Genomic DNA, 18,673 nt, shown 5'->3' with positions numbered 1-18,673 from the left:
CGATGACTGAGATGCTATTGAAATATTTTCGTGAGCAGCAAAAGCATGTTGAAACCGAGCGTATCTATAATACGCAGTGTCCTTACTGCAGCATGCAGTGTAAAATGCAGTTAGTTGAACAAACACATGTAAAAAGGAAAACGTATAAAACAATTGGAACAGACAACCCTACTTCTCAAGGAAGGTTATGTATCAAAGGAATGAATGCGCATCAGCATCCTTTGCATAAAGATCGGATTCAATACCCTTTATTAAAAGTAAACGGAGAGTTTGTAAAGATTTCTTGGAAAGAAGCTCTTCACTATATTAAAGAAAAGGTTACAGAGATTCAAGAGAAGAATGGAGCAGATGCGCTAGGTGTTTATGGAAGTGCCTCTATTACAAATGAAGAAGCTTATTTATTAGGGAAATTTGCTCGAGTTGCATTAAAAACAAAGTATATTGATTACAATGGACGCTTATGTATGTCGGCTGCTGCTTCTGCTGCTAGTAAAACATTTGGCATGGACCGAGGATTTACGAATAGCTTGCAAGAGATTCCGTTTACTGAATGTATTATGTTAGCTGGAACAAATATTGCAGAATGTCAGCCAACGATTATGCCTTATTTTGAAAAAGCAAAAGAAAACGGAGCTTTTATTATTGCCATTGATCCAAGAGAAACAGCTACAACTAAAATAGCAGATTTACATCTAAAACTTAAACCGGGAAGCGACGCAGCATTAGCCAATGGAATTTTAAAGATCATTATTGAAGAAAATTATCTGGATGAACGATTTCTGCAAGAACGTGTTAATGGATTTAGAGAGGTGATGCAATATGTGGCGTCTCTAGAGTTTAATGTCATTGAAGAAATAACGGGAGTGCCACTGGAGGAAATGTATCAAGCTGCCCGTATGTTTGGTCAAAGAGAAACAGGAATGATTTTTACTGCTAGAGGAGTAGAGCAGCAAACAGACGGAAGTGCTGCGGTGCGAAATTTTTTGAATATTCTACTTTCTGTTGGGAAAATCGGTAAACCCCGCTGCGGATATGGGGCCATTACCGGTCAAGGAAATGGGCAAGGAGCCCGAGAGCATGGTCAAAAAGCGGATCAGCTTCCAGGCTACCGCTCAATCGAAAATCATGAGCACCGGATGTATATAGCAGATGTGTGGAACATAGAGGAGAAAGATCTTCCTAGAAAAGGTGTTTCTGCATATGAGATGATTGAAAAAATTCATGACGGTGAAATTAAAGGGCTGTTTTTGATGTGTTCAAATCCAACAGTTTCAAATCCAAACGCTAATTTTGTTAAGAAGGCTTTTGAAAAGCTTGAATTTCTAGTGGTAGCAGATATGTTTGAATCAGAAACGGCAAAATTAGCAAACTTGATCTTACCAGCATCTTCCTACTTGGAAGATGAAGGAACCATGACAAATGTAGAGGGAAGAGTTACATTACGCGAAGCTAGCTTTCCATGCCGCGGCGAAATCAAACACGACTGGGAAATACTATGTGAAATTGCTAAAGTTTTGGGGAAAGAGGAACATTTTTCGTTTTCATCAGCTGAAGAAATATTCAATGAACTGCGAACGGCAAGTAAAGGAGGGATCGCTGATTACTCCGGTATTACGTACGAACGATTACGAGAGGAAAAAGGAATTTTATGGCCATGCAGAAGCTTAACAGATAAAGGAACCGAGCGCCTGTTTGAAACGCGTTTTGCTCATAGTGATGAAAAAGCGATGATGGTCCCTGTCTCGAATCAAGCTATTGTTCCTAAGGCAAAAATAACAGAAAAATATCCTCTCTATTTAACAACAGGGAGAGTGATGTCACACTATTTAACGGGTGTACAAACGCGAAAAAGTGCGTCTTTATCTGCTAGAAATTTCGAATCTTTTATGGAAATTCACCCTTCAACAGCGAAAAAATATGAAATTTCGAATCAAGAATTAGTACAAATTGAATCTTCATATGGAAGGATTGTTGTAAGAAGCAAATTTTCAGAGGGCATTCGGCCAGATACCGTATTTGTTCCTTTTCACTGGGCGGATTCTCAAAATGTTAATAACCTTGTCTCTGAGAAATTAGATCCCGCCTGTAAGATGCCGGGGTTTAAAGTAAGTGCTGTGAATATTAGCCCTTCTGTAAAAAGAAGCAGCTATTAAAAATGCTGATGCAAAAAGCCTCTTGAAAAAAGAGGCTTTTTACGTGGAATCAGGCAAGGTGCTTTTGGTTAATACGTACATCTTGTTTTTTGAATCCAGAATAATTCAGTAAGAGACAGAATAGGGAAAAAAGCGCTAGCAAGGAAAAACCGACAACGTAATCTCCGCTTGTATCTTTTATAAAGCCTAGCACAATAGGAGGGAAAAAGCCGCCTACTCCTCCGAATGCTCCTACGATCCCGGTAACAGCTCCAATGTTTCCTGTCGAAACAGATGGAACCATTTTAAAAACAGCTCCATTTCCGATACCAAGAGTAAGAGCTGCAAGTAAACAACCTACGCTAAATAGGGAGAAGGCCGTGATGGTAAATGCAATAAATAACCCTATTAGTAGCATTCCGGTAAAGACGAGGGTGAGTACTTTTTTTGCTCCGAATACATCCGATAAATATCCTCCAAGAGGCCGTACAAACGTCGCTAGTATAACAAAAACAGCTGTTTTTAGCCCACTGTCTACAGTTGAAGCATCGAATTGATCATGCAAAATGGTAGGAAGATAGATGCTGAACGTTACAAATCCACCAAATGTTAAAAAATAGAAAATGGATAAAAACCACGTTTCTTTAAACTTTAATACCGATAAAGATTCCTGAAGCGTTTTAGGAGAAGCAGCAGAAGGGTGGTCTGAAGTTCCTACCCATAATAAAAGAGCCATCAAGGCTACCGCAATTGCTAAACTCCAAAATACCCAAGGCAAGCCAAAAGAAGAAAAGATAAGTGGAACACTAAAGCTTGCTACCGCCGATCCTAAGTTGCCCATCCCGGCAATTCCTAAAATAAAACCTTGCTTTTGAGGTGAATACCATTTAGAGACATATGTAATGGAAATAGCAAATGTTGTTCCAGCCATGCCGATAAAAAATGCCCAAAAGAGCAGCATGGAGTAAGAATGAGTAAAGCCTGCACAAATGGTGGGGAGCAAAAGAGCCAGCATAGTCAACGAATACACTTTTCTTCCCCCGAAGCGATCTGTTAAAATCCCCATTGGAATTCGCATCAGAGAACCTAGTAAGACGGGAGTGGCAATTAAAATACTTTTTTCAGCATTGGTTAATGAATACATCACTTGAATATCTGCAGCGATAGGTGCGAAGACAGACCATACTGAAAAAGCAATAATCATAGATAAAGTCGAGATAAGAAGTACAGATAAGGGCCGTTTAGAAAACATTGCTTAAAAACCTCCTTTTTTATATGCAGCGCAAAGCTGTTGCAATATGGTAATTATGATACTACGCTTTCTTTGTTATGTATCATTTTGTGTTAGGTTTTCTTCCGTGGTTTTACTGGAGAAAGGATGCAGAAAAAAGTGAAAGGATAACCTAGTCGTAAACTCTAAGTGCTCATAAAGAAACGGTTAAAAGACTTTAAAAAAGTAAGTGAAAATATAGTGGAAATTGGGAAAGAAATTCAAAATGAGAGAGATTAATAGAGTCAGCACCTATAAATTTGTGCTATCGAATTATAGCCAAATCAAAAATAATTCATATTTTATATAGAACACAAATTTTCGAAATAGAAGGTGGAAAAAGTGACAGAAAAGCATCCTCTTTCAGGTTATAAAAAGGATGATAATGGAGTTCTCTGGATATGGAGTTACGTTGGACAGGCTAGAGTGAAAATGGGGTATAAAGTAAAAAGTCTGCTTCACTATGAGCAATCTTCCTATCAACAAATCAGTATTGTGGATACAAAATGGTATGGGAAAATGCTGGTGCTAGATGGTACCCCACAAATTTCAACAGGAGAAGGGTTTATTTATAATGAAATGATTAGCCATGTGCCAATTATAACGCATTCAAATCCCCAAAAAGTTGCAATGATTGGCGGAGGAGACTGCGGTCCTGCACGTGAAGCAATGAAGTATGACGGAATTCAACAAATTGATGTAGTCGAAATCGATCCAAAAGTTACAGAAATCTGCCGCACATGGCTAACTCCGGCTTCTTGTTACGATGGTGAAACCAGGCTCAATATGATACATCGCGATGGAATAGATTGGATTCAAGAACAAAAGGGAGTTTATGACGTTCTCATAATTGATCGACCTGACCCTGTTGGACCGGGAAAAAAACTATTTCAACCTGATTTTTATCAATATGTCTACAACAGCCTTAAAGATGATGGCGTGGTTGTTTTTCAATCAGGATCTCCTTACTACAATACTTCTACGTTACAAGGCACAATTAAAAACTTAAAGGAGCTATTTCCAATTGTCCGCACATATTTAGTGACTATACCTCTGTTCCCTTGTGGCATTTGGAGTTTTACAATTGCTTCTAAAAAAATGGATCCTCTTCAGGCCGATCTGACGAAGCTACAGCATACACATACTCAATATGTTGATCCTGAAATTTTCCGTGCATCATTTGTTTTACCTAAATATATAAAAGAAATAGTAGACGGAAAAGATTCCTAAAAACTAAGTAGCGACGAATGTTTGTTGAAAGTCATCAATAATCTCGGAAAATATATTTATTATGGTAGTTCTGTGTTTGCTGCGCAGAGTTCGGGATAATTCAATTTGAAACGTATTAAAATTATGACTGTAACCTGTATAGTTCTTATTGTCACCTTGTCTGTGAAAGGCAATTGATTCGTTTCCAACAAATTTATTATCAAATATTACATGGATTTTAGGGAACGAATCTTCAGCTTTTTTAGTCAGGGCCTGTTGAAACCAATCTTTAACTTCCTTTGAGCAGGATTGTCCATATAAAGTCCCCACTTCAATTGCATAAGGCCCGTAATGTGTATCCTTCATTCCATGAAAAGATAAATGCAGGTAGGGTGTCAGAAGGCAATTATTACTATCTACTATCTTTAAAGATTTAACAATTTCTTGGATTGTTCTTCTATATTCTTGTATTCCCTCATAGTTTGTTTCATTTAGATTTCTATTTAAATCTGCTGTGGTTCTAGAAACCGTACTAACGATTCCTGCACATCCTGTTTTCTTGACTAAATTCTCTACAATTTTATCCGTAAATAAATCAGCAGCGGGTGGTTCTGCATGAAGTGCATCCACATGACAGCTTATAAAGCCAGTTCCTTTATTGTATTTTAAGTAGTTTCCATGAATGAATTTTAATGTCATTTACTATTTCTCCTTTTATATCGTTTGAAATCTATCCTTTCTATAATAAATGCAGTAAAAATAAAATCGGTGAATTATTACAGAAGTTAAATACATACATAAAAAGTTTTCGGAGGTGGTGGAAATAAATAGATATATGTACAGGAGTATTTTGTATAGTTACATACTATATGAGTAGCTGATTGTTGTTATAGGGCATTAAAGGAGCAAAATACGATAGAAAGTTCTAACTAGGAGGCTTTAAAATGGATCCAATGAGAGAAGAGTTAGGGATATTATCTGATAAAGAAATGACGTTGCAAACTCTTAATCTGAATAATATACCGTCTGTTGAATTAGTTGACCCAAAAACCTGTTCATATCCAGTGATAGGTAGGAAATATGGTCACTATAGCGGAAGAGATATTGTTATCGTCAATACAAAGGACCAAGCAATATATGAAGGATATGATTATTTTACGAAAATATATGCAATAGACAAAGAATATTGTCTAGAAGTAGAAGGACTGAGCGTGAAAAAAGTACAAGTAGTAACCAGTGAACATGTTGTATTTAATGAAATACCCATTCGAACGCAAGCCTTCGGTTGGAAATTAGAGCAGATAAACAGCATGGATGTACCGGAAATGCTGACGAACGTAGCCATTCGAGCGCTCTACGTAACGGGAGCTAAAAGCGGCTTTGTCAAAATGGGGGTATTAGAAAATGGAGAGTGTATCGTCACCGATATTAACTCATCAGAGAGTGAATGGATAGAAAATCCATTAAAGCCTAGTCTTCCTTTTAGCATGGGTGCTGATGTTGAGTTTATGTTAAGTTGTGATGGAGAGCTTCTACCAGCTTCTACTTTTTTTTCTGTTGAAGGTCCGGTAGGCTGTGATGAAAGACAAATAGAGCAAGATAGCGGTGAGTATGCATTAGTAGAAGTTAGGCCTGAAAAAGCGAATTCATCAACAGAGCTATTTGAGAATATCCAAAAATTAATAGAAAAAGCATCTGCACAGGTACCATATGAAAATGTTCATTTTCGAGCAGGCAGCATGCCGTTTTCAGGGTATCAATGTGGAGGACATATTCATTTTGGCATTCCGCTTTCTTTATCCTTATTAAGAGCTCTTGACCACTACCTTGCTATTCCCGTAGCGCTGATAGAAGAATCTAAGACCGCTAAACTCAGACGAAAAACGAACCATGGAGGTCTTGGACGCTATCGTGAGAAACCGTATGGATTTGAGTATTTAACTTTAAGCTCTTGGATTATCGACCCTAGAATTACTCTCTCCACTTTAGCTCTTGCTCAGCTAGTTGCTACCCATCATCATGAATTAAAAAGCGAATTTTTATTTCATCCACTTACGCAGCGTGCCTACTATCAAGGGAATAAAATCTTTCTTAAACGAATGTGGAAAGATATCAAGGCCAATCTTATGAAAACATCCAGCTATTCATACTATCAAAATGAACTATCTTTTCTATTTGAAATGATCGAAAAAGAAATTCCTTGTGATGAATCAAATGATATTCGCAGGAATTGGAATGCAAAAATTTCTAAAGAAATCTATGACCGCGGACATATTATCCAAATCCCCAAAAAGCTCCGTTTAAAATACGGCCTCCAAGAGGGGCAGTCTACGATTATTAGTGCAGGAAAGGCAATATCAACGGCAACTGTGCATTCTTATCCTTTTTCATTTCGCCATCCAAATATGGTTCAACTCTCTAAATCTCTCCGTGATAAACTATCTCTCCCAAAAGATTGGTGCCCCAAGCTATCAGCTTCAGAAGGCATTATAACTTTAGGTCCTATCATTGGCATTCTTGCTAACCGTCCTTTTGAAAGACAAACAACTTATTTCCACCATCTATGTCGCTTAGCAAATGAAAAGCGAATGCTTGTATATGTGTTTGAACCCGAAGATATTGATTGGGAGAAAAAATTGGTTAAAGGAACAACCATTAACGGTGAAGGGCTCTTTCCTTTTCCTGCTGTTATTTATGACCGTTATTTCATAGATGGCAGAAAAAATATTTTAATAGATGAAGTAAGAGCAAAACTTCAGGCGATTTATAAAATTCCTTTTGTTAATTCTTCAAACTTGTTTCAGCTTACGGGAGATAAGTGGGCAACATATGAACTTCTTATGAAAGAATATGAAGAATTTCTTCCAGAGTCACGTCTCGTACAAAGTCCTAAAGACATTGCAGAAATGCTTGATAGGTACGGAGAAGTTTATTTAAAACCGCTTGGCGGGGCCTTAAGTAAAGGAGTCATGCGCATCGTTCGCCGACCAACAGGCATCTTTTGGTTTGATCTTAATAAAAAAGAGCTGCATCAATTCAGTAATATGGAAGAATTATTTACTTTGCTCTCCCCTTTGATGAAAAACAATCCTTATCTTGTTCAAGAAGGAATTCGCAGAAAACAGCATAAAGATAAAAATTTAGAAATACGGGTTTATATGCAAAAAAATGAAAAGCAAATTTGGCTTCGAACGGGCATGGTTGCGCGTCTCACCGGTGAAGATGTGCTAACGGAAGATTCAGAAACGAATATGCGTCTCAGTAAAATATTGAATAGTTTATATCCCGATCCAACAGACAGGAGGCTCATTATAAACCAATTAGCTAAAATATCTAAAAATATTGTGGCAACAGTAGAAGAGAAAGTGGGTCCTTTTGGAGAGCTAGCGGTAGATTTATGTATAGATCAGTACGGTTCCATAAAGTTGCTTGAAATAAATGCAAAACCAGATAGTCTGTTCTCACAAATTAGAGCTTATAAGCTGCGTACTTTGGCGGGGATTCGTCTGCTTAATTATGCGTCTTCACTGGCTGGTTACGAAGAAGAAAAGGAGGATTTAACATGAAGCACTTTACATTAAATGAAATCCTTAAACAAACGGGGGAGACCTTTGTTATGGATCAGGAAATCCTGTTATTAAACATGCTATAAACTACGCTAAAAAGGATATAGAGGATCATACACTCATCTTTCATTTAGATAGAGAACCGATTAGAGGAAAGTATTGGAAAGAAAATCATTCAATTGTCGTTATAACAGATCACCCTGAGCTGTGCACAAACTTAGAGGGAGATATTATTCTTGTTAAAACAGCTCAATTAGAAGAGGCTTATTGGAAATTTATCGAATACTACCGAGGGCTTTTTGATCTTCCTGTTATTGGAGTTACAGGAACTTGTGGAAAAACGACCACGAAAGAGATGATCCGACAAATATTAATTGAAGACTATAAAGTGAAAGCTACGTGGATGAGTATGAATTCTATGTCTGTAAATCTACGTTATTTAACAGGTATTGATGATACGACAGAAGTAGCTGTTTTTGAAATGCCGGTCGCTTATCCAGGTTATTTAAAAGTTGCGTGCCGCTACTTTCAGCCACAAATACGAATTCTATTAAATATAGGCGTGCACCATCTTGCTGATTGTGAAACACCTGAAGAATATATGAAAGCAAAAGCCGAAATTGTAGAAGGCTTAGATCCAAATAGCGGCATTTTAATTTTAAACGCAGATGACGAAAATATTAAGAGAGTGCTTGATGTAAAGCATCTTCAAAATGTTGTATATATAGGTAAGAATAATGATTCCCAATTTCAAGCAAAAGATATTAAATATGCTAATGGGGGAATGACTTTTACTTTAAAGCACAAAAACAAAGAATACGATGCTTTTATCCCTGGATATGGTGAACATAATGTGTATAATGCACTGGCTGCCATTGCTGCAGTATCTTATGTGGGCGTTGATATTTCCGTTGCCATACAAAGACTAAGCTTATTTGAACAAGTAGAAGAACATTTGGAATTTAAAAGAGGAATGAATGAATGTACGGTAATTAACGACACATGGAACTCTTCACCTTTATCGATGGCTACAGCTCTTGGAGTTCTCAGTGATATGTCAAAAGAGAAACAATCTATCGCTTTATTAGGCTACATGCCTCAGCTAGGAGAAGGACCTTATGCAATTAAACAATATGAAGATATGGGAAAAAAAGCAGCGGAATCCAAAATTGACATTCTAGTTGCAGTGGGAGATGAAGCAAAAGCTATTGGAACAGGAGCTTTAAAATATGGAATGGACCCTAATAGAGTCTATTTTTGTAAAACTGGTGATGAAGTATACAATGTGCTAGCTCCATATTTAAATGAAAATACAATAATTTTATTAAAAGTAACACATTGTGTTATGACAAAACCTACTTTTAAAGAATTAAGAAATAAACTTATTCTAGACAACGAAGAGTAAAAGGAGGATAGACATGAAGAAGACCAAACAGCTAAGAGAGTTGATAGAAAGCAAGCAGCTAGAGTTTATTATGGAGGCTCACAGTGCGCTATCTGCAAAGATTGTAGAAGAAGCAGGGTTCAAAGGGATATGGGCCAGCGGCCTGTCTTTATCCGCAGCACTGGGTGTAAGAGATAATAATGAGGCTTCGTGGACACAGGTATTAGATATCTTAGAGTTTATGAGTGATGCAACGTCCGTTCCCATTCTTCTGGATGGTGATACAGGCTATGGGAATTTTAATAATGCAAGAAGATTAGTTAAGAAGTTGGAGCAGCGAGACATTCCAGGCGTATGTATTGAAGATAAATTGTTTCCAAAAACAAACTCATTTATTAAAGGTGAAGCACAGCCGCTCGCAGATATTAATGAATTTTGCGGCAAAATTAAAGCAATGAAAGATAGCCAAAATGACGAAGATTTTGTAGTGGTATCGCGTGTAGAAGCATTTATTGCAGGGTGGGGGCTGAAAGAAGCTTTAAAACGTGCAGAAGCTTATCGCCAAGCGGGAACCGATGCCGTTTTGATTCATAGTAAAAGGTCAGATATGACAGAGATTGAAGCTTTTATGAAAGAGTGGGGAAACAGGCTTCCGGTTATTATTGTTCCAACCAAATATTATTCGGTTCCAACTGATAAATTTAGTGATTTAGGAATTAGCTTAAGCATTTGGGCCAACCATAATTTAAGATCTTCTATTACAGCTATGCAGAAAACGTCCGCTCAGATTTATTACGATAAAAGTTTGATTAACGTAGAAAAAAATGTCTCTCCGCTTGAGGAAGTTTTCCGTCTTCAAAAAGCTGAAGAGCTCGATATGGCAGAGAAACTTTATTTAAGCTCTGCCAATCATAGTATTAACGCTATGATTCTGGTAAAAAAATCAGCAAATGACGTTTTAATAACTGAGCAAATGAATCAATTAAAAAAAGTTGGCGTGACAAATAGTATAAAAGTAGACAGTAACAAAGCTATGGAAGACAAGGAGTCTCCTAATCAAGGAGAATTATATGATCTTTATGCTGCAAGAGATAAGCTAGGAACGGCTACTTTAATCAGTGATAGTAACATCGTGTATAAAACTCATGTTTTTGAGGAGTTAATTCATGAAAGTGGTGATATCACTATCGTAGCAGGAGCTGATTATGATTTAAAAGGGGATCAAACATCTTATGTAACGGCTGAATTTCCCTATTCCAAAAAGCTTTATTCCAAAACAGTAGACTTAATTCAAATGTCATCCAGTCCAAATTCTAAAAACATTCATGGTGAATTCATTGGTCTTTGGAAAGTTTCCGGAAAAGGCACTGAGGTTGTAAAAAAAGTTTTGGAAGAACTGGCACAAAGAGAAGATTTTGCTCAGCTCACGTTCTCTGATTTTTTTAATTATATTAATTTAATTCATCCGGTTGCTGTTAAATATACGATGGGATCATGGATAGATACCGAAACGTATATAAAGCTTCAAAAAGATGGTGGGAAAAATGATTAGTACATCATTATTTGGGAATCAATTAAAAAAACTAGGTTTTCAATTTTATAGTGGGGTTCCTTGTTCCTATCTTAAACCTCTAATTAATTACGCTATCAACGAATGTGAATACGTTGCAGCAGCAAATGAAGGAGAAGCAGTAGCAATTGCTGCTGGCGCATCAATTGCTGGCAAGAAAGCGGTTGTTTTAATGCAGAACTCCGGATTAGCAAATGCTGTTTCCCCTTTAACCTCTCTTATTCATCCGTTTAAAATTCCTGTCCTTGGATTTGTCAGTTTTCGCGGAGAACCTGGATTTCCGGATGAACCACAGCATGAATTAATGGGAGAAATTACTCCTGCTCTGCTAAATACAATGAAAATAAAATGGGAATATTTATCTTTTGATTTTACCGAAGTTAAAAACCAATTACGGCGGGCTAATCAAGCTATTGAAAATAATGAAAGCTACTTCTTTATTGTGAAAAAAGGAACGTTTGAGTCAGTTAAGCTTTCAGAAAAATCAATGAAAAACGTTACTCCTAAAATGAAAAGTGAACAGATAACAACCGACGAGTTACCTTCAAGGTATGAGGCACTACAAGTAGTTAATTCAATAAAGGACAATGATACCATTCAATTGGCCGCTACAGGAAAAACGGGAAGAGAGCTTTACGAAATAGAAGACGCAAAAAATAATTTTTATATGGTTGGATCTATGGGGTGCGTTAGTTCCATTGGTTTGGGCTTAGCTTTGAGCAGAAATGAAAAGAACATCATTACGATTGATGGAGACGGAGCTTTGCTTATGCGCATGGGAAATCTAGCAACCAACGGATACTATTGTCCGGAAAATTTATTACACATTCTTTTAGACAATCAAACCCATGATTCTACAGGGGGACAACATACGGTCTCTCATAACATTAATTTTGTAGATATTGCTTCTTCCTGTGGGTATCAAAATTCCATTCATGTTCATAACTTAAATGAGTTAGAGATGTATATCAAACAGTGGAAAAATGATAAAAAATTAACATTTTTATATCTTAAAATAGCGAAGGGATCTAAAAAGAACCTGGGGCGTCCTGAAATGAAGCCTTATGAAGTCAGAGAAAGACTGCAGGTGTTTTTAGATGATTAAGACAGCTGTTATTCTAGCTGCGGGGATGGGGAGCAGGATTCGTAAAAGAGCTGGAAACCGCCCTAAAGGTTTTTTGATGATTGATGAAAAATCGATTATTGAACATTCCATTTCAAAGTTAATAGAAGCAGGAGTTAAGACGATTTTTATTGGAACAGGTTATATGAAAGAAGAATATGAAAAGCTAATGGTTAGATACCCTCAAATAAAATGTGTTTATAATTCTAGATACGAAACAACGGGAAGTCTGTTTACGCTGTATCAATTTAAAAGTTATATTAAAGAAGATTTTTTACTATTGGAATCAGATGTAATTTATGAAAAGAGTGCGTTGAAAACATTAATAAATCATTCGAGATCAGATGTTATACTAGCGAGTAAATTGAACGATGCTGGCGATGAAGTGTATATCGAAGCTGATGAAAATAATAACCTTAAGAATATGTCAAAACAAAAAGAAGAGTTGAATAGTATTTATGCAGAACTAGTTGGTTTAACCAAACTCTCTTATGCTACATTTCAGAGACTTTGTGATGAAGCAAATACGCTGTTTCAGCTAAATCAAGCGATTGATTATGAATACGGGCTTGTTAAAATTTCCGAAAAAGCAAATGTGTATGTTCATAAACTGGATAATTTGGCATGGTGTGAAGTGGATGATGAAGATCACTGGGCAAGAGCAACTACTATTGTTTATCCGATTATTAAAGCTCGTGAAGGTATTCCGCACGCCGTTAAAAGAAATATCCTCCTGAATCCTGGACCGGCAACTACAACAGACACCGTAAAATATGCTCAAATAGTGGAAGACATTTGCCCGAGAGAAAAAGAATTTGGAGAGACGATGGAGTTTATCTCTGCTGAATTAACAAAGTTTGTTGGGAATTCAGATAAATATACTACGGTACTATTCGGCGGATCTGGAACGGCGGCCGTGGAATCGATTTTAAGTTCAGTAATTGATAACGGTACGGTTGTTATTATTAATAATGGTCCATACGGTGAAAGAATGTGTAAAATCGCTGAAATTTATGGGCTGGATTATGCAGAATATAAAAGCTCCGCTGAGCGGGCTATTGATATGAATGACTTAGAAGTTTTTATAAAAAAGATTTCGGCGAACGTTTCTTATCTGGCGCTTGTTCATTGTGAAACGTCAACAGGGCTTCTTAATGATATTGAGCAAATTGGGAAACTTTGCGCAGTGGAAAATATCGAGATGATTGTAGATGCAATGAGTTCCTATGCAGCTGTTCCAATTGACATGCAAAAAATGAATATAAGCTATCTGGCCGCAAGTGCAAATAAAAACCTTCAAGGAATGGCAGGCGTGTCGTTTGTTATAGCAAATAAAGAAAGGTTAGAAAAAACGAAGAAAATGAAGCCTCGCAACCTTTATCTTCATTTATATGATCAGTATCGCTATTTCCAAATGAATAAACAAATGCGTTTTACTCCTCCTGTTCAGACTATGTATGCCTTAAAGCAGGCAATTATAGAAACTCAGTGGGAAGGAATCGAGAGACGATATGAACGCTATTCAAAATCATGGACTACTTTAACGGATGGAATTACTCGGCTTGGGTTGACCTATTTGGTTCCTGAAACACATCATTCTAAAATTATTACCTCTATCCTCGAACCTTCCTATCAAAATTATAATTTTGATATCATGCATGATTTTTTTTATAAACAAGGATTTACTATTTATCCCGGTAAAATCGATAAATTAGAAACGTTTCGAATAGCCAATATTGGTAATATCACGTATAGAGATATAGAAAGATTTCTTCACCTTCTTGAACAATATCTTAACACTTTAAAAGGAGAGTGAAAAAAGTGAATCAAAAATTAGCTGTAGCAGTTATGGTGGTAAATCAAGATCATCACGTGCTTCTAGTCAAAAACCATAGACGGGGATGGGAATTTCCCGGTGGTTTTGTCGAAGCAGATGAATCGATAACAGATGCGGGTATACGAGAAGTTAAAGAAGAATCTGGAATTGTTATTGAAGTGACAAACTTTCTCGGAGTAGAACAAGATGTTAAACGATCTACTACTGTTATTTTATTAAAGGGAAAAGCGATTAGCGGGGAAATTTCAGTTTCTAGTGAAACGCAGGATGTAGGATATTTTACGTTCGAAGAAGCAAAAGGCATCATTAAATTAGATAACTTTAAGGATCGAATGACTAGATGTCTAAATGAGACTGAAATACCTTTTTTCTATGTTTTAAAAGACACGGATTCTTTTTACGTATAGGCGGAAGGTTTCTGTGTTGTGATAGATATGCGGGGTGAACCCTAGTGAAAAAACTCTCATCGTCATGCGTAACGATGAGAGTTTTTTTACAGTAAAAGTATCGTTGCTTATTCAGCCGTCGCAATTTCTTCTTCTACATCATGGTCTTCTAAATTAGCATTTAAAAATTCACTTGTTTCCGATAAATTGAGATTTAATTTCGTTTTTTTGCAGATTTGAATTGTAACATCCTGAACGGAGACGTCTAAAACATGTCCACCTTCTTTTTTATATTCATCAATGAAATGCAGGTGATAGCCGGGAACACCGATGCCTGAGGAATATTCTGGCGTGTAAAAACCTGCTAGTGTTCCATTTACATCAGAAGATGTAAATGTAGGCTGATTAGCCGCTGCATCTACCATAGAAGGATAGGGCTTCTCTTGCTTTGCAACCGTGCGGGTTTTTACTTCTTTGAACTTCCCGTCAATGCGAACTGCATAGAATAAATTAGGGCTTGGAATAAGCTTGTTCATTAAGGTTTCTAGTTGTTCACGGTTCATTTCCTTTTCTACACGGTAAGAGATATCTTCATAAAAGGTTGTCATAATGGCAAATGGTGTTTTTGCATCTTCGCTAATAGGGGCGGCTTTCCCATCAGCAATATGATAAAATTCTCCGTCAAAGGCAATCATTTCACCATCCAATTGATTAAACGTACCGATGCCGAAATCACCCTTTTTAGCTAAGTCCTTGTAAGTGACAACACCGTCAAATACTCCGTCTAATAAAGCGATCATAGTGGAAGTTTGGTAAATCGTTAATTTTTCTTCATTGCTCATTCTTTACTCAGTCCTTTCAGTTAATTTGATCTGGCAGTAGCTGTGTATTTAATTTTTCATTATCTTTATAATCTACAGGCACATCGATGATAACGGGGCATTGTTCACGAAAAGCGCTTGCTAGAGTGTCCGAAAATTCTTCTGGTGAGTTAACTCTAAATCCTTTGGCACCAAAACTTTCAGCAAGCGTAACAAAGTCTACACTGCCGAACTCTACCGCAGATTTTCGGCCATATTTAATCTGCTGTTGAAAGCCAACCATATCGTAGGTTTGATCGTTCCAGATAATGTGAACAATTGGTAAGTTTAACCGAACGGCTGTCTCGAGCTCCATAGCTGAAAATAAAAAACCGCCGTCTCCAGACATGGACAGAACTTTTTTATGGGGGCGAACGAGTGCAGCTGAAATAGCCCAAGGCAAAGCAACACCTAGCGTCTGCATGCCGTTGCTGAATAGTAAATGCTGAGGTTCATAGGAACGAAAATAACGAGCCATCCATATGTAATGCGAACCAACGTCACATGTGATGGTAGTGTCATCTTCAACAAAGTTCTGCAAAATTTCAATTAATTGTAGGGGATGAAGGTGAGTGTCATTAGAAAACTCGTACTGATCGTCAGGTTGTTCAAGTTTGCTTTTTAATGTTTTTAAAAAAGAAGCACTTTCTTTTGAACGTATTAAATGTGGGAGTTTATCCGTTAATATGTCAATTGTGCTTGGAATATCCCCTACTAACTCAATTTCCGGCTGATAATGGTGGTCAGCTTGCGCTTGTACATCATCTAAATGAATAATGCTTCTTTGACTTTCTGAGTTCCAAAGAGAAGGAGGGTATTCAATTGGGTCATATCCGATTGTTAAGACGACGTCAGCATGCTTCAATAAGACGTCTCCAGGCTGATTGCGAAAAAGACCTACTCGTCCAAAAAAGTGAGTTTCAAGCTCTCTTGAAACAGCTCCCGCACCTTGGAACGTTTCCACCACAGGAAGGTCATGTTCTTCTATAAGTTGACGGATTGATTCCACTGCTTTAGATTTACTTGCTCTCATACCTAAAAGTAAAACAGGTAATTTTGCTGTGCGAATAGTGTGTATAGCTTGGGCAACAGCGTCTAAATTAGCAGCGCCAATCGTAGGAGTTTTTAGAACGGATAGAGTGGAAGCTGATGTTTCGCTATCCATTACATCCTGCGGCAAGCTGACAAAAGATGCTCCTGAAGGAGAAGAAACAGCTTCGCGAAAGGCGTCTGTTATCACTTCTGGAACGTTTGCAGCATCTTCTACCTCAACGCTGAATTTGGCGATAGATTTAAATAGTCCTTCATTATCCATTGATTGATGCGTCTTTTTTAATCGATCTGCTCTTGGGACGGCTCCTGCTAGGGCTACCACTGGATCACCTTCAGAAGTAGCAGTAACAAGGCCAGTGGCTAGATTTGCGGCACCTGGACCTGATGTGACAAGGCAAACGCCCGGCGTACCTGTCAGTCTTCCCATAGCAGCTGCCATAAACGCAGCATTTTGTTCATGGCGGCAAACAATTACTTCTGGTCCTTTCTCTTTCAAAACATCAAATACGCCATCAATTTTGGCTCCTGGAATGCCAAAAATATAAGGCACATTCTGACTTGCCAAACTTTCTACTAGTAAATCGGCGCCTTTTTTTGTTTCAGTAGTATCGGCATTACTCATCGTGCATTCTCTCCTTTATGTTTCTTAAATAAGTTTTAAGGTCTACTGATTGAATACCCAATTTGTATGACAACTAACCAAAGGAAAGGAGAAGGTTTTAATTTTCTAAATAAAAAGCTTCCCTATTAATTAGGGAAGCAGAGATGTACCTATTGCGAATAAAACATGTCTGTTTTATTTGTAGGTTTATGGTACTTGAGGGATAGCAAGTGAAAGTCCTACGCGGCTCTTATTTGGTATGGTTAAAAAGCTTTTGGTAACTAACAATTTTTTGATCTAGTTTTTGACTTAATTTTAAAATCTCACCGTGAGAATAGCTGCTTGTTTTCTTAGCTAATTGGTAAATATCTGATTGTAAGGCTCGAATTTCTTTTTCTAACTGAGGTTGCTTCATTGAAATCCTCTCCAAGTCAGAATACTTCTATCTTTTATCTTTTATCTAATAGTATGAAATTCCTTCATATTTGTAAAATGTTTTTTGTTTTGAAAAATATGACATAGGTGAAGAGCTGCTGACAAGTTTTGTCGAACACTTTTTTTACCTGTTTTCAACAAGTATGATATACTGAGGCTAGGAAAAATGATAATCTGGAGCGCACGTTCAGTTATTCTTAACAAGCGAATGAATTCTTAGCTTTGACAAGTGTAACTTGTAAGGTGAAGAAATTCATCACATAATCTTATTGGATCTGAACCTTGTTAGCCCGGATGAGGATTTGTCGAAAACGATTCACTAGAAAAAACCTTCGAGACCGCCAACTCGGAGGTTTTTTTATTTTTGTGTATGGAAATTTAAAAAAGACATAGACTAATAAAGAAAAAGGTCCCGCACCCATAATCGGCCGTAGTTGATTACACCTTGTCCATTTCTGCAAGGAAGCTGTCTTTTTACTATAGGGAAGTGCCGCCAAACACGATTCCCTAAAGACAATCAGCACACGAGCCTTATGGATGAAGAACCTTTTAGAGGATACTTATCGGTGATTACTTATTTTACTACTGGAAAAATAGCAAAATAAGAGCGACTATGGCTCCTAAAAGCTCTACGTAAGCCGTTAGGAGCTGAACATTCTCAGCATCTAGGAAAAATGACTTGAGGATTCGTCTCAGACTATCCACCACCTTTTTCTTCCTTGCGTGAATTCCCAAGGGAAAGAAAGGGGACGACAGTGCTTCTTTATTTTAACAAAAGTAGGAAATAATAAGTAGATTTATTTAAAGTGTAAATTAAAAAAGCATGTAGAATACATGCTTTTTTAATTTGGGTAAATTTCTTTTATACGTCCGACTTGTCCATCTGTTAAACGGACTTTGATGCCGTGTGGATGAAAGCTTGAATTGGTCAGAATGTCTTTGACCGTTCCGTGTGTAAGTTTTCCAGAACGCTGATCTGCTTTTAAAACAATGTCGACTTTAGTTCCAGGAGCTATGTCTTTTCTATTTTGACCGTTCATTATACACCTGTTCTCTTTCGCTGATTATTCGTTTTTTTGGTTTGTTGACTCGTCAGCTTTTTGGTTGCTTGATTGGTGCTGCCGTTCTTAGCTTTATTTGAAGATTGATTTTTCTTATTAGCAAGCTGCTGTTTGATAGCATCTTGAAGACTAATTTTCTTTTTAAGTTGTTCTGTCATAAGGGTTCCTCCTGAATACGTACATCGT

At 37.3% G+C, this 18,673-nt stretch carries 15 protein-coding genes; 8 read left to right on the top strand and 7 right to left on the bottom strand.

All coding sequences use genetic code 11. The annotated features are described in order from the left end of the window. Positions 1-2: 2 nt before the first annotated feature. A complete protein-coding gene (gene nasC / locus ACO1DI_RS15775) occupies positions 3-2,153 on the top strand; it encodes an assimilatory nitrate reductase catalytic subunit NasC (protein ID WP_406866636.1) in 2,151 nt (716 codons plus the stop codon). 49 nt (positions 2,154-2,202) lie between these two features. Here the strand turns inward: nasC and ACO1DI_RS15770 are convergent, their stop codons facing one another. Continuing rightward, on the bottom strand, positions 2,203-3,384 hold the full coding sequence (locus ACO1DI_RS15770) for an MFS transporter (RefSeq protein WP_014461515.1): 1,182 nt from the start codon (positions 3,382-3,384) through the stop codon (positions 2,203-2,205). 360 nt (positions 3,385-3,744) lie between these two features. Here ACO1DI_RS15770 and speE point away from each other — a divergent pair, with 360 nt between their 5' ends. Further along, positions 3,745-4,632 (top strand): polyamine aminopropyltransferase, encoded by an 888-nt coding sequence (gene speE, locus ACO1DI_RS15765; RefSeq protein ID WP_042992322.1) that lies wholly within the window; start codon positions 3,745-3,747, stop codon positions 4,630-4,632. Positions 4,633-4,635: 3 nt separating this feature from the next. Here the strand turns inward: speE and ACO1DI_RS15760 are convergent, their stop codons facing one another. Further along, entirely contained in the window at positions 4,636-5,310 is a 675-nt protein-coding gene (locus ACO1DI_RS15760) for a hypothetical protein (protein WP_226556132.1), read from the bottom strand. A 245-nt stretch (positions 5,311-5,555) separates the two neighbouring features. Here ACO1DI_RS15760 and ACO1DI_RS15755 point away from each other — a divergent pair, with 245 nt between their 5' ends. The 6 genes from ACO1DI_RS15755 to ACO1DI_RS15730 all read left to right on the top strand — a co-directional run bounded on the left by ACO1DI_RS15755 (position 5,556) and on the right by ACO1DI_RS15730 (position 14,498). Further along, entirely contained in the window at positions 5,556-8,177 is a 2,622-nt protein-coding gene (locus ACO1DI_RS15755) for a putative amidoligase domain-containing protein (protein ID WP_014461511.1), read from the top strand. A gap of 355 nt (positions 8,178-8,532) precedes the next feature. Next, positions 8,533-9,582 carry a Mur ligase family protein gene (locus ACO1DI_RS15750; protein ID WP_423145459.1) on the top strand — a complete coding sequence of 350 codons (1,050 nt, stop codon included), beginning with the start codon at positions 8,533-8,535 and terminating at the stop codon, positions 9,580-9,582. Positions 9,583-9,595: 13 nt separating this feature from the next. Next, positions 9,596-11,113, top strand: a complete 1,518-nt coding sequence (gene aepX, locus ACO1DI_RS15745) for a phosphoenolpyruvate mutase (protein ID WP_014461509.1) — start codon at positions 9,596-9,598, stop codon at positions 11,111-11,113. Beyond that, positions 11,106-12,236, top strand: coding sequence for a phosphonopyruvate decarboxylase (aepY, locus tag ACO1DI_RS15740; RefSeq protein WP_014461508.1), 1,131 nt, complete (start codon positions 11,106-11,108; stop codon positions 12,234-12,236). The genes aepX and aepY overlap by 8 nt, the downstream gene beginning before the upstream one ends. Next, complete coding sequence (locus tag ACO1DI_RS15735; RefSeq protein WP_014461507.1) at positions 12,229-14,070, top strand: 2-aminoethylphosphonate aminotransferase; 1,842 nt, start codon at positions 12,229-12,231, stop codon at positions 14,068-14,070. Before aepY ends, ACO1DI_RS15735 begins: the two co-directional genes overlap by 8 nt. Positions 14,071-14,075: 5 nt before the next feature. Continuing rightward, the gene (locus ACO1DI_RS15730) at positions 14,076-14,498 is read left to right on the top strand and encodes an NUDIX hydrolase (protein WP_014461506.1); all 423 of its coding nucleotides are present in this window, start codon (positions 14,076-14,078) and stop codon (positions 14,496-14,498) included. A gap of 107 nt (positions 14,499-14,605) precedes the next feature. On the opposite strand, the gene budA is transcribed toward ACO1DI_RS15730, so the two are convergent. The 5 genes from budA to ACO1DI_RS15705 form a co-directional block, all read right to left on the bottom strand. Beyond that, positions 14,606-15,319, bottom strand: coding sequence for an acetolactate decarboxylase (budA, locus tag ACO1DI_RS15725; RefSeq protein WP_014461505.1), 714 nt, complete (start codon positions 15,317-15,319; stop codon positions 14,606-14,608). 16 nt (positions 15,320-15,335) lie between these two features. Next, positions 15,336-17,012: an acetolactate synthase AlsS gene (gene alsS / locus ACO1DI_RS15720; RefSeq protein ID WP_014461504.1), complete on the bottom strand. Its 1,677-nt coding sequence runs from the start codon at positions 17,010-17,012 to the stop codon at positions 15,336-15,338. 229 nt (positions 17,013-17,241) lie between these two features. Beyond that, positions 17,242-17,406 carry an aspartyl-phosphate phosphatase Spo0E family protein gene (locus ACO1DI_RS15715; RefSeq protein ID WP_014461503.1) on the bottom strand — a complete coding sequence of 55 codons (165 nt, stop codon included), beginning with the start codon at positions 17,404-17,406 and terminating at the stop codon, positions 17,242-17,244. A gap of 862 nt (positions 17,407-18,268) precedes the next feature. Further along, positions 18,269-18,466, bottom strand: coding sequence for a YwbE family protein (locus ACO1DI_RS15710; RefSeq protein ID WP_014461501.1), 198 nt, complete (start codon positions 18,464-18,466; stop codon positions 18,269-18,271). After that, on the bottom strand, positions 18,466-18,645 hold the full coding sequence (locus ACO1DI_RS15705; protein WP_014461500.1) for a hypothetical protein: 180 nt from the start codon (positions 18,643-18,645) through the stop codon (positions 18,466-18,468). Before ACO1DI_RS15705 ends, ACO1DI_RS15710 begins: the two co-directional genes overlap by 1 nt. Positions 18,646-18,673: the final 28 nt, after the last annotated feature.

It is taken from the genome of Priestia sp. 40, from assembly GCF_049368575.1.
In the GTDB taxonomy this organism is placed as follows: domain Bacteria; phylum Bacillota; class Bacilli; order Bacillales; family Bacillaceae_H; genus Priestia; species Priestia zanthoxyli.
The sequence above is the reverse complement of the archived record's forward strand: the minus strand, read 5'-3'. Positions and strand labels throughout refer to the sequence as shown.

What these genes read in the sequence shown, in the direction of transcription:
- nasC (WP_406866636.1), top strand. Translation starts at nt 3, where the DNA reads ATGACTGAGATGCTATTGAAATATTTTCGTGAGCAGCAAAAGCATGTT.
- ACO1DI_RS15770 (WP_014461515.1), bottom strand. Translation starts at nt 3,384, where the DNA reads ATGTTTTCTAAACGGCCCTTATCTGTACTTCTTATCTCGACTTTATCT.
- ACO1DI_RS15760 (WP_226556132.1), bottom strand. Translation starts at nt 5,310, where the DNA reads ATGACATTAAAATTCATTCATGGAAACTACTTAAAATACAATAAAGGA.
- ACO1DI_RS15755 (WP_014461511.1), top strand. Translation starts at nt 5,556, where the DNA reads ATGGATCCAATGAGAGAAGAGTTAGGGATATTATCTGATAAAGAAATG.
- ACO1DI_RS15750 (WP_423145459.1), top strand. Translation starts at nt 8,533, where the DNA reads ATGATCCGACAAATATTAATTGAAGACTATAAAGTGAAAGCTACGTGG.
- aepX (WP_014461509.1), top strand. Translation starts at nt 9,596, where the DNA reads ATGAAGAAGACCAAACAGCTAAGAGAGTTGATAGAAAGCAAGCAGCTA.
- aepY (WP_014461508.1), top strand. Translation starts at nt 11,106, where the DNA reads ATGATTAGTACATCATTATTTGGGAATCAATTAAAAAAACTAGGTTTT.
- ACO1DI_RS15735 (WP_014461507.1), top strand. Translation starts at nt 12,229, where the DNA reads ATGATTAAGACAGCTGTTATTCTAGCTGCGGGGATGGGGAGCAGGATT.
- budA (WP_014461505.1), bottom strand. Translation starts at nt 15,319, where the DNA reads ATGAGCAATGAAGAAAAATTAACGATTTACCAAACTTCCACTATGATC.
- alsS (WP_014461504.1), bottom strand. Translation starts at nt 17,012, where the DNA reads ATGAGTAATGCCGATACTACTGAAACAAAAAAAGGCGCCGATTTACTA.
- ACO1DI_RS15715 (WP_014461503.1), bottom strand. Translation starts at nt 17,406, where the DNA reads ATGAAGCAACCTCAGTTAGAAAAAGAAATTCGAGCCTTACAATCAGAT.
- ACO1DI_RS15710 (WP_014461501.1), bottom strand. Translation starts at nt 18,466, where the DNA reads ATGAACGGTCAAAATAGAAAAGACATAGCTCCTGGAACTAAAGTCGAC.
- ACO1DI_RS15705 (WP_014461500.1), bottom strand. Translation starts at nt 18,645, where the DNA reads ATGACAGAACAACTTAAAAAGAAAATTAGTCTTCAAGATGCTATCAAA.